This is a genomic window from Corynebacterium sp. HMSC08D02, assembly GCF_001807505.1.
GTDB classification, from domain to species: Bacteria; Actinomycetota; Actinomycetes; order Mycobacteriales; family Mycobacteriaceae; genus Corynebacterium; species Corynebacterium pseudogenitalium.
In genome coordinates this window covers 68,062-79,547 of sequence record NZ_KV789235.1, presented here as the reverse complement: position 1 = coordinate 79,547, position 11,486 = coordinate 68,062, and the positions used below count along the sequence as shown (strand labels likewise).

At 56.1% G+C, this 11,486-nt stretch carries 10 protein-coding genes; 5 read left to right on the top strand and 5 right to left on the bottom strand.

The genetic code is table 11. From position 1 onward, the window contains the following. The first annotated feature begins 7 nt into the window (after positions 1–7). The 5 genes from tkt (at position 8) to pgl (ending at position 6,517) form a co-directional block, all read left to right on the top strand. The gene (gene tkt / locus HMPREF3170_RS00670) at positions 8–2,110 is read left to right on the top strand and encodes a transketolase (protein WP_070477077.1); all 2,103 of its coding nucleotides are present in this window, start codon (positions 8–10) and stop codon (positions 2,108–2,110) included. Between the two features lie 69 nt (positions 2,111–2,179). Next, positions 2,180–3,265 (top strand): transaldolase, encoded by a 1,086-nt coding sequence (gene tal, locus HMPREF3170_RS00665; protein ID WP_070477074.1) that lies wholly within the window; start codon positions 2,180–2,182, stop codon positions 3,263–3,265. Positions 3,266–3,277: 12 nt separating this feature from the next. After that, positions 3,278–4,816, top strand: a complete 1,539-nt coding sequence (gene zwf, locus HMPREF3170_RS00660; RefSeq protein WP_070362428.1) for a glucose-6-phosphate dehydrogenase — start codon at positions 3,278–3,280, stop codon at positions 4,814–4,816. Between the two features lie 32 nt (positions 4,817–4,848). Continuing rightward, positions 4,849–5,763 (top strand): glucose-6-phosphate dehydrogenase assembly protein OpcA, encoded by a 915-nt coding sequence (locus HMPREF3170_RS00655; protein ID WP_070362427.1) that lies wholly within the window; start codon positions 4,849–4,851, stop codon positions 5,761–5,763. A 25-nt stretch (positions 5,764–5,788) separates the two neighbouring features. After that, the gene (pgl, locus tag HMPREF3170_RS00650; protein WP_070362426.1) at positions 5,789–6,517 is read left to right on the top strand and encodes a 6-phosphogluconolactonase; all 729 of its coding nucleotides are present in this window, start codon (positions 5,789–5,791) and stop codon (positions 6,515–6,517) included. Positions 6,518–6,596: 79 nt separating this feature from the next. On the opposite strand, the gene secG is transcribed toward pgl, so the two are convergent. From secG to whiA, 5 genes are all read right to left on the bottom strand, one after another. Beyond that, positions 6,597–6,833, bottom strand: a complete 237-nt coding sequence (gene secG / locus HMPREF3170_RS00645; RefSeq protein ID WP_070362425.1) for a preprotein translocase subunit SecG — start codon at positions 6,831–6,833, stop codon at positions 6,597–6,599. A 113-nt stretch (positions 6,834–6,946) separates the two neighbouring features. After that, positions 6,947–7,729: a triose-phosphate isomerase gene (gene tpiA / locus HMPREF3170_RS00640; RefSeq protein WP_070362424.1), complete on the bottom strand. Its 783-nt coding sequence runs from the start codon at positions 7,727–7,729 to the stop codon at positions 6,947–6,949. A 24-nt stretch (positions 7,730–7,753) separates the two neighbouring features. Beyond that, positions 7,754–8,971, bottom strand: a complete 1,218-nt coding sequence (pgk, locus tag HMPREF3170_RS00635; protein ID WP_070362423.1) for a phosphoglycerate kinase — start codon at positions 8,969–8,971, stop codon at positions 7,754–7,756. Positions 8,972–9,076: 105 nt separating this feature from the next. After that, positions 9,077–10,090 (bottom strand): type I glyceraldehyde-3-phosphate dehydrogenase, encoded by a 1,014-nt coding sequence (gene gap / locus HMPREF3170_RS00630; RefSeq protein ID WP_070362422.1) that lies wholly within the window; start codon positions 10,088–10,090, stop codon positions 9,077–9,079. A gap of 381 nt (positions 10,091–10,471) precedes the next feature. Beyond that, complete coding sequence (gene whiA, locus HMPREF3170_RS00625; protein WP_070362421.1) at positions 10,472–11,446, bottom strand: DNA-binding protein WhiA; 975 nt, start codon at positions 11,444–11,446, stop codon at positions 10,472–10,474. Between the last annotated feature and the right edge of the window lie 40 nt (positions 11,447–11,486).

The window sequence follows — 11,486 nt, the reverse complement described above, 5'->3', positions numbered from 1 at the left end:
GGATTCTGTGACGCTTTCAGCTGAACTTCAAGCAAAAACTGTACGTAACTATCCCGAAGACTGGACCGACGTGGATACGCGGGCAGTTGATACGGCCCGAATCCTCGCGGCTGACGCCGTGGAAAACTGCGGCTCTGGGCACCCAGGCACCGCGATGTCGCTCGCCCCTCTTTCATATACGCTCTACCAGCGGGTGATGAATGTAGACCCCGCTGACCCACATTGGGCAGGGCGCGATCGCTTCGTATTGTCAAACGGCCACTCTTCCCTGACGCAGTATGTTCAGCTCTACCTGGGGGGCATGGGACTTGAGCTTAAAGACCTCCAGCAGCTTCGTACCTGGGGTGCTAAGACTCCCGGTCACCCTGAGTACAACCACACGGACCACGTAGAGATTACAACTGGCCCACTCGGCCAGGGGTTGGCATCAGCAGTTGGTATGGCGATGGCTTCGCGCCGGGAACGTGGCCTGTTTGACCCTGAGGCTCCGGCTGGCGAATCGCCGTTCGATCATTTCATCTACGTCGTGGCTGGAGACGGTTGCCTTCAAGAAGGTGTCACATCGGAGGCTTCATCTCTCGCAGGGACGCAGCAGCTCGGAAACCTGATTGTATTCTGGGATGACAACAGGATTTCGATCGAGGATGATACCCAGATCGCGTTCACTGAAGACGTTATGAAGCGCTACGAGGCCTACGGCTGGCAAACACTAACGGTTGAGTCCGGCGAGGACGTCGTCGCGATTGAGAAAGCGATCAAGGAAGCACAGTCCGACACCAATCGCCCAACGATCATTCAGGTAAAGACGGTCATCGGCTTCCCTGCTCCTACGCTGCAAAACACGGGTGCAGTACACGGCGCAGCTCTCGGTGCGAAAGAAATCGCAGCTGTCAAAAAGATTCTCGGCTTTGATCCGGAGATTCACTTCCCGGAGGAAGAGTCCGTTATCACCCATACTCGAAAGCTCCGGGACCGTGGTGCTGCGAAGCGTAAACAGTGGGACGAGACGTTTGCTGTTTGGGCTGAGGCCAACCCAGAGAAGAAGGCCCTGTTTGACCGATTGACGGCTCGAGAGCTCCCATCCAACTGGTCGCAGGACTTCCCAACTTGGGACGCTGACGAAAAGGGCCTTGCTACCCGTAAGGCTTCTGAAGCAGTAATCCAGGCTGCGGCTGCGGCCCTTCCAGAGCTTTGGGGTGGCTCCGCAGACCTTGCAGGCTCCAATAACACCCTTATCAAGGGGGCTGCATCGTTCGGGCCTCAGGCGATTTCTACCGATATGTTCAGCGCTGAGCCGTACGGTCGCAATTTGCACTTCGGCATCCGCGAACATGCCATGGGCGCGATCATGAACGGCATTGCACTGCACGGCAACACACGAGTTTACGGCGGTACGTTCCTGATCTTCTCCGAGTATCTCTACCCGGCAATTCGCGTCGCAGCACTTTCAGGTATCGACGGCTACTACGTCTTCACGCACGACTCGATCGGCCTGGGCGAAGACGGTCCGACCCACCAGCCGGTTGAAACGCTCACTGCGCTTCGAGCCATCCCGGATATGGCGGTGATCCGACCGGCCGACGCGAATGAAACGTCTGCTGCGTGGAAGTCTGCGCTGGAGGCTAAGCCGATGCCGAAGGCACTGGCGCTTTCCCGTCAGAACCTCCCTGTGCTTGAGGGCACAAAGGAAAAGGCATTCGAAGGTGTTGCTCGCGGTGCGTACGTACTCGTGGACTCCTCTACCCCGACGCCTGATTTGATTCTGATGGCTTCTGGCTCGGAAGTGCAGCTTGCTGTTGAGGCTGCGAAGTCCTTGGAAGCCGAAGGTATCGGAACTCGAGTTGTCTCGGTGCCTTGCATGGAGTGGTTTACGCAGCAATCGCCGGAGTACATTGAATCGGTACTTCCTGCAGAGGTTCGAGCAAGGGTCTCTGTCGAGGCCGGTCTGTCCATGCCATGGCATCGTTTTGTAGGCGACGCCGGTCAGTGCGTTTCCTTGGAGCACTTTGGTGCCTCCGCACCAGGTCCAGAGCTCTTCGAGCGGTTCGGCTTTACAGCAGACAACGTTGCAGCAGCCGGACGCGCGTCTGTAGCAGCGGTGCAGCGATAGTTGAAGAGTTGTCCTGGTCAAGCCCTCCCCTAGCTTGGCCAGGCCCATTTTTTAGAAAGGAATCTGAGCATGAACACAGTTGAAAAGCTTCGGGAGCTCGGCACGTCCACTTGGCTGGATGATCTCTCTCGCCAGCGCATCGCCACTGGCAATCTAGAAGCAGTCAAACGTGAGAAGTCGGTCGTTGGCGTGACAACCAACCCTGCAATTTTTGCTTCAGCAATGTCGACTGGAAGCGCGTACGACGAGCAAATCCAACAGTTGAGAGCGTCAGGTGCCAGCCCCGACGAGGCGGTTTACGCGATGAGCATTGACGACGTCCGCGACGCGTGCGACATCTTCCAGGACATCTACGATGCGACCGACGGCCTTGATGGTCGCGTTTCCATCGAGGTTGACCCCCGCTATGCTCACGACGAAGCGAAGACGATCGCTCAAGCGAAAGAGCTGTGGGCACGCGTGGGTAAACCGAATGCAATGATCAAGATTCCAGCCACAGACGCCTCGTTGCCAGCAGTCACAGCAGCACTGGCAGCTGGTATTTCAGTGAATGTCACGCTGATCTTCTCTGTGGAGCGCTACCGCGAGGTCATTCGCGCGTACAAGGAAGGTATTCGGCAGGCTGCAGCCAACGGCCACGATGTCTCAACCATTCATTCTGTTGCCTCATTCTTCGTGTCTCGCATGGACACCGAAGTCGATGCTCGCCTTGAGCAAATTGCTACTTCTGAAGCACTTGCGTTGCGAGGCAAAGCAGGCGTGGCAAACGCACAACTGGCATACCGCTTGTTCCTTGAGGAATTTTCTTCGTTGGATGACCTTCCAGCTGGTGCCAACGTTCAACGCCCACTGTGGGCCTCGACTGGTGTAAAGAACCCTGAGTACCCTGCCACGTTGTATGTGTCTGAGCTGGCTGGCCCAAACACGGTCAACACCATGCCGGAATCAACTATCGACGCCACCCTGGCTAGCGACAGTCTTCACGGCGATACTTTGTCTGCCAGTGCTGACGACGCTCAGAAGACGTTTGACGCTATCACCGCCGCAGGGATCGACTTGTCTGATGTCGTGCGAGTCCTCGAGCAGGAGGGCGTCGATAAGTTTGTTGATGCGTGGCAAGAATTGCTAAATTCCATGTCGGAAAAGCTGCAATAAAAAGGAGTACATGTGAGTGACGAGAGCACGCATTGGGTGAACCCGCTTCGGTCCCCCGAGGATAAGCGGCTTCCCCGCATTGCGGGTCCGTCTGGGATGGTGATCTTCGGTGTAACTGGAGATCTAGCTCGGAAAAAGCTCCTGCCGGCAATTTACGACCTCGCGAACCGGGGTCTCCTCCCACCGGGCTTTGCTCTCGTCGGGTTTGGGCGTCGAAACTGGTCTAAACAAGATTTTGAGGACTATGTGCGTGAAGCCGTTGAAGCATCTTCCCGCACCGCGTTTAATACGAACGTTTGGGACCGGCTCGCAGAAGGTATGCAGTTCGTCTCGGGCTCGTTTAATGACGACGCCGCGTTCGACGCCCTAGCCAATACACTGCGCTCGACCGATGAAACACGGGGGACGAACGGAAACTGGGCCTTTTACCTTTCTGTGCCGCCCGAGCACTTTTCGAGCGTTGTCCACCAGCTGGACCGCAGTGGAATGGCACAGCCTCAAGACCACGGCTGGCGCCGAGTGATCATCGAGAAGCCATTCGGGCATGATCTGGAATCCGCCAAAGAGCTAAACCGAGTAGTGAATTCAGTGTTCCCGGAGCGATCCGTATTCCGAATCGATCACTATCTCGGCAAAGAAACCGTGCAGAACATTATGGCGCTGCGTTTCGCAAACCAGATGTTTGAACCAGTGTGGAATTCGCACTACATCGACCACGTACAAATCACGATGGCTGAAGATATTGGGCTCGGCGGCCGCGCAGGCTATTACGACGGTATTGGTGCAGCACGAGACGTCATCCAAAACCACCTGATTCAGCTGCTCGCCTTGATCGCTATGGAGGAGCCGACGTCGTTCTCCCCGGGGCGTCTTCGTGCGGAGAAACTCAAGGTCCTCCGCGCTACGACTCCCGTCGAGCCGTTCGATGAGACGACCGCACGCGGCCAATACGTAGCGGGCTGGCAAGGTTCTGAACGCGTAATCGGGCTCCGGGAGGAGTCCGGGTTTGACCCCAACTCTGCAACCGAAACCTATGCGGCCTGTACGTTAGAGATAAACTCGCGTCGCTGGGCAGGTGTTCCTTTCTACCTTCGCACTGGTAAGCGCCTCGGGCGTCGAGTGACTGAGATTGCCCTGGTCTTTAAGCGTCCTCCGTACCAGCCGTTCGAAGACGATCAGACAAAACTACTTACGAACAATGCAGTCGTTATCCGCGTGCAGCCGGACGAAGGCGTGCTGATGCGCTTTGGTTCCAAGGTGCCTGGAACTGCATTTGAAGTTAGGGATGTCAACATGGATTTCTCGTACGCAGAGGCATTTACGGAACAGTCTCCCGAAGCATACGAGCGGCTCATCCTCGATGCGCTACTCGACGAATCCAGCTTGTTTCCAACCAATGCGGAAGTCGAGCGGAGCTGGGAAATCCTCGATCCAATTCTCAACTACTGGGAGTCGCACGGACATCCAGATGAATACCGCGCGGGCACTTGGGGGCCCGCATCAGCAGACGCGATGCTGGCCAAGGACGGCCGCCAATGGCGTCGTCCATAATGTGTGCAAACAACGAACGTGAGGCTTAATCCTTGATTGTCACTCTTCCCGACACGACCACCCGCGATGTGTCCACAGCGCTCCTAGAGGCTCGTGAAAATTACTCGTTGGCGACTGGGCGCGTGCTCACACTCTTGGTCGCTGCACATGCCGAGGATGATGTCGATTCTATTCTGGAGACGGTCCGGAACGCGACCATGGAGCACCCGGCTCGAGTTCTCGTCTTGTTGCTCGACTGCCAGAGCGAGCAAACCTGGATGGATGCAGAGGTAATCGTCGCGGCGGACGCTGGCGCCTCTGAGATGGTTGTCATGACTCTCCACGGTGAACTTACCCAGCATCTTGACGCGGTGGTCACCCCGCTGTTGCTGCCCGATACCCCTATCGTTGCTTGGTGGCCCACAACTGTGCCAGATGTTCCTGCAGAAGCAGAGCTGGGTAATATCGCGCACCGCAGAATCACGAATGCGTGGCGCACTATGGGGGCAGAATGCATAGAGCAGCTGGCTAAGGCGTACGTCCCAGGTGATTCGGACATGATGTGGTCTAAAATCACGCCATGGCGCGGCGTTGTCGCCTCAGCTTTCGACCGCTATAAACAGCAACCACGCCGGATCTTGCTCAGCGGTATTACCGAGCATCCAAGCGTACAAATCGCAGCCTCTTGGCTCGATGCCTGCTTTGGCGTTGAGGTAACCGTGCAAAACGTAGCAGGCGCCGACGCCATTCCTGGCTCCCCAATCCAACACCTATCGCTGGACTGCGAACAAGGCTCTGTGCAGGTACAAATTGTTGATGAGCACACCGTGCGAGTTTCCGTACCGGGATACCCTGATGCGTTTGTTGCACTGAGTGCTCGCTCGGACGCAGAATGCCTCGCTGAGGAGCTACGCCACCTCGATCCTGACGCCATGTATGCTCGGGCATTGTTACATAACCTCCCTTAACTTCGCACCGAAAGAGGGTCGACGGATGTCCAATACAGTCAAGACCAACACCTTTACAAACCTGGAACAGCTTATCGACGTCTCCACCTCCGCATTCCAAACGTTGATTTCAGAGATCCACAGCTCCCCTACCGGTGGTGTAAACGGCGACGGAACCGCACGTGTTGTGCTTACTGGCGGAACAGCCGGAATCCGGTTCCTTGCAGCCCTAGTTTCATCAGATATCGACTGGTCCAGGGTGAAGCTATTCTTTGGCGACGAGCGCAACGTAGCCGTCAGCCATCCTGATTCGAATGAAGGCCAGGCCCGGGCAGCGTTGCTCGATCATATAGATATCCCAGAAGGAAACATTTTCGGGTATGGGTTGGACGGAGGGACGATGGAGCCCGCTGTCACTCGTTATGAAGCGCACCTGAAAGTTGAGGCGCCTGAGGGGTTCGACCTCCATCTACTGGGAATGGGCGGTGAAGGCCACATTAATTCGCTATTCCCACATACGCCTGCTGTGAGAGAGGACGCCGCTCTGGTTGTTGCTGTGACGGATTCACCAAAACCACCTGCGGAACGTGTTTCGTTGACACTACCTGCTGTTCGGAAAGCACAAAAGGTCTGGCTTCTTGTTTCTGGTGCAGAGAAGGCAGAAGCTGCGTCCGCAGTTGCAAACCGGGCAGAGTATCTTGACTGGCCAGCGGCCGGTGCTGTCGGCAAGGAAGAAACGATCTTGTGGGTCACCGACGACGCGGCACCACGTTAGATTCCCGCAGATTCGGATTTCTGACCAACGAAAAGGCCCGCCGGAAGCTTATTGCTCCAGGCGGGCCTTTTGCTAGCGGCTAAGCAGCAAAAGTCTGAATAAGATTCAGGCCCACGATGCATACAAGCCAGATGAGCGTAATGATAACCGTGTAACGGTCGAGGTTCTTCTCCACGATAGTGGAGCCGGACAGGTTAGCCTGCACGCCACCACCGAACAGGCTCGAAAGCCCGCCTCCCTTGCCTTTGTGAAGCAGCACGAACACTGTCATCAAGACCGCAGCGATTACGAGCACGATCTCAAGAGCCAACGTCATGGTGGTAAATCCTCACTATAAAACCTACATTGATGTAACTCGGACCAGACTACACGAAGTCACCGAATGGTGTTATTCGACGCGCTCTGGTCCGAGCGACATGTCTTGCAAATCTACTGTACTGCCTGGGCAGCCGCAGCAGCCAATTTCGCGAAATCCTGGCCGTCAAGAGACGCACCTCCGACAAGACCACCGTCAACATCAGGCTGAGCGATGATCTCACCGACAGTTTCCGTCTTTACGGATCCGCCGTACAAAATACGGATGCCATCAGCAACCGCATCACCGGCCAAGTCACAGATCAGGCCGCGAATAGCCTGGCACACTTCCTGCGCATCGGAGGCAGAGGCAACCTTGCCAGTGCCGATAGCCCATACCGGCTCATATGCAATGACGGTCTTCTCCAACTCCTCGTTGCTCAAACCGTCCAGGGATTTCTTCGTCTGCTCTACGACGTAGTCGACATGGGTGCCTTGTTCGCGAATGTCTAGCGGCTCACCGACACACACGATTGGGTTCATGCCGTGCTCAAGTGCCTTCTTTGCCTTGCGGGAAACTAGCTCATCGTCCTCACCGTGGTACTCACGGCGTTCTGAGTGGCCGACAACTACCCACGTGCAGCCAAGCTTCTCCAGCATTGTGGCCGAAACTTCACCAGTGTAGGCACCAGCATCGTGTGCTGACACGTCCTGTGCACCATATGTGATCTGCAGCTTGTCGCCTTCAACGAGAGTCTGGATAGAACGAAGGTCGGTAAACGGCACGGTCAATGCAACGTCCACGAACTCATAGCCGTCCTTCGGGAAAGCGAACGCGAGTTTCTGGGCCGAAGCGATTGCTTCGAGATGGTCGTGGTTCATCTTCCAGTTACCAGCAATCAGTGGTTTGCGAGACATATTCATACTCCTTTTCAACAACGACTACTGTCCAAGTACAGCAACGCCGGGCAGCTCTTTGCCCTCGATCAGCTCGAGCGATGCGCCACCGCCCGTAGAGATGTGGGAGAACCCAGCCTCATCGAGGCCCAGAATGCGAACAGATGCTGCGGAATCGCCGCCACCGACCACCGTGAAGGACCCGTTGTCCTTCGTAGCAGCGATCATTGCTTCAGCAACGGCTTTTGTGCCAGAGGCGAACGCTGGAAACTCGAAAACGCCCATTGGCCCGTTCCAGAACACGGTCTTCGAGCTCTTCAGCGCCTCACCATAACGCGCGGCAGTCTTCGGGCCAATGTCGAGAGACATCCAGCCTTCCGGAATAGCGTCGGCCGCGACGGTCTGCTTCTCTGCATCCTTTGCAAACTCAGACGCTGCGATCAGGTCCTCAGGCAATAGCAGCTTGTCGCCGAAACGGCCGATGAGGTCCTTGCAGGTCTCAATCATGTCTTCCTGCAACAAAGAGTTTTGAACGTTGTAGCCCTGTGCAGCCAGGAAGGTGTAGCACATGCCGCCACCGATAATTACCTTGTCGGCCTTCGCCGCAAGTGCCTCGATGACTCCCAACTTGTCGGAAACCTTCGAACCGCCAAGCACAACAACGTATGGATGATCTGGAGCATCCTTCACCTTGCTCAGAGTCTTGACTTCCTTCTCGACGAGGTAACCAGCGTAGGCAGGAAGCTTCTTAGCAACGTCGTAGACGGAGGTTTGAGCGCGGTGTACTACACCGAAACCGTCAGAAACAAACGCGCCGTTGTCCGCAGCTAGTGCTACAAGCTCAGCTGCGAACTCAGTGCGCTCAGCCTCGTCCTTCGAGGTCTCGCGTGGGTCAAAGCGTACATTCTCGAGAAGCAGAATCTCGCCACCGGTAAGCCCATTTGCCCGCTCATGTGCATCCTCACCAGAAACATCACCGGCGAGCGCTACGAACTGACCTAGGCGCTCACTTAGGGCTTCAGCCACTGGCTTCAAGGAGAACTTAGGGTTCACTTCCCCCTTTGGGCGGCCGAGGTGAGCCATGACAATGACTTTCGCGCCACCTTCCAAGAGCGCCTTCAAAGTTGGCAGTGATGCGTCGATACGACCAGCATCGGTAATATTGCCGTCCTCATCAAGCGGAACGTTGAAGTCAGAACGGACCAGGATGTGGCGATCTTCGACGCCTTCATCCAGAAGCTGTTGCAGCGTTTTCATTGTCATGGGACTCTCCTCAGTTGACTGTTGTTTGCAGTAGTTTTCTTTTCAAACAGTAGCGAAAGAAATGGCCCGAAGTGTGCGTACTGCACACCCGGGCCGTTCTAGGTCTTATGCCAAGTTATCCGCGACGTGCTTCGTCATGCGGACAAACTGAGAGGTGTAGGACCACTCGTTGTCGTACCAAGCAATCAGCTTGACCAGGTTGCCGTCGATGACGCGGGTCATCCCAGCATCGAAGATGGAACCATGGGTGTTGCCGATGATGTCGGAGGAAACGATTGGATCCTCGGTGTACTCAAGCGCCTTGCCAAACTCTGGGTCCTGAGCAGCCTTCTTGATTGCTGCGTTCACCTCATCAACGGTGACGTCCTTGCTCAGCTCGACGGTCAGGTCGGTTGCGGAACCGGTGATCGTTGGCACGCGCATTGCGAAGCCATCCAGCTTGCCCTCAAGTGCAGGCAGAACCAGGGCAACTGCCTTAGCAGCACCCGTCGTCGTTGGGACGATGTTCTGAGCTGCTGCACGGGCACGACGCAGGTCCTTGTGAGGTGCGTCCTGAATGCGCTGGTCGCCAGTGTAAGCGTGAATGGTGGTCATCAGACCGGACTTGATGCCGAACTGCTCTTCCAGAATCTTCGCGACTGGTGCAAGGGAGTTCGTGGTGCAAGATGCAGCGGAGATAATCTGCTGATCATTGCTGTAGTCGGTGTGGTTGACGCCCCAGACGTAGGTGCCATCGACGTTCTTACCCGGTGCGGAGATGATGACCTTCTTAGCGCCAGCCTCGATGTGAGCCTTTGCGTCATTGCCATCGGTGAAGCGGCCGGTGCAATCAAGGACGATGTCGACGTTTGCGTCGCCCCATGCGAGCTTGGATGGGTCCTTCTCTTCGGTAACCTCGATGCGGTGACCATCAACGGTGATGGAGGACTCGTCGTACTCAACGTCGCGGCCGAGCTGGCCATACGCTGTGTCGTACTTGACAAGGTGGGCCAAAGTCTTGTTGTCGGTCAGGTCATTAATCTTCACGACCTCAAGGTCGCTCGAGTACTGATCCAGGATGATGCGGAATGCCGAGCGGCCGATACGACCAAAGCCATTAATGCCAATACGAATAGTCACAGTCTTTACTCCTCTATGTCGGAAATTGTTGAGACTTGCTGATGGGCCGGTACCAATCTCTTTCCGTTCTCGGTGAGCTCCTTGGTTCAGCCCGTTGCTCATCAGTTTAGCGAGAGATTTCAACATGTGCATGGCCACGATGCCGCAAGAGACGCCCTAAAGGTGCATCACCAAAGAGACGGCGAAACCGGGGGTATCGTCTCATAATTTCACCAAGCATGAATGTCTGTTTACCGCCAAAGCCACACCTAATGCGACTCAAACAACGACAAAGGTAATCTCTTTTACCCCCGCGGGGCGTATCTGGCGAAGCTGCTTGTGCGCTATCCCCCGGAATTGTGATGTTGCACACAGGACGGTCTGGGAGCGCCCCAGAACGCTCTATGTTGCCTTCGTGTCTTTACCGCGAGTGTTCGCTATACCGAGCTCAGCAGCCCGCTTGTCAGCAAGGGACAACAGCCGACGAATTCGCCCAGCGACCGCATCCTTCGTCATCTGTGGGTCAGCCAACCGGCCAAGTTCTTCAAGCGAGGCTTGCCGGTGCTCAACACGCAGGTATCCGGCTTCGGCGAGATGCTCAGGCACATCGTCGCCGAGGATCTCCATCGCACGTTCCACACGCTGAGCGGCTACCGTCGCAGCATGTACGCTTCTGCGGGTGTTGGCGTCGTCAAAAGTTGCCAACCGTTGACCGCCACGCATCTGCGCTTGCTTCTCCCGAAGTTTTGCGTCCCACTCCAGGCGAGCAAGAGGCGCACCCATTCGACTGAGAAGCACCCCTATCGTCTCCGCATCACGGACATGTACACGCTCAACACCGCGAGTCTCCCGCATTCTGATGTGGCACCCAAGACGACGCGCTAACCCCACTAGGGCAAGCCCAGCTTCCTCGCATGGGCACTCGACCTCTAAAGCGGCAGTTCGGCCCGGCTCTGTGAGCGCTCCCCTAGCGAGGAACGCACCCCGCCACGCGGCTTCAACTTCAGCAATTTCTCCCGAAACGATTTGCGGGGGCATACCTACCACGAGATGACCAGACTGCGTCCGAAGATTTAGACGCCGATACAGCGCTTCAACACCAGTATCTAGACGTACTTCGTATTTCGTTTCCTTTGTCGCCGAGCCAGGTGAAACCACGGCGAACTTTGGTGAGCTCATGAAAAGAGTTTCAAGAATCAGGATTAAGCGACGTGCCACCGCCTCTTCCGCGAAATCCGCAATCATAGTTACCCCGTGGATTGAGGCGTCAAGTTTTCCTGCAAACCGAACTAACGCGGATGCCTCGGCGGCCGCGGCAGACTTCGCTCCTATTGGAGTTCGAAGCAGCTCTTCTTTGGTTTTGGCGGTCAGCGACACCGAGTGATCCTTTCTACAAAAACATCGGTGGATTAGTGTA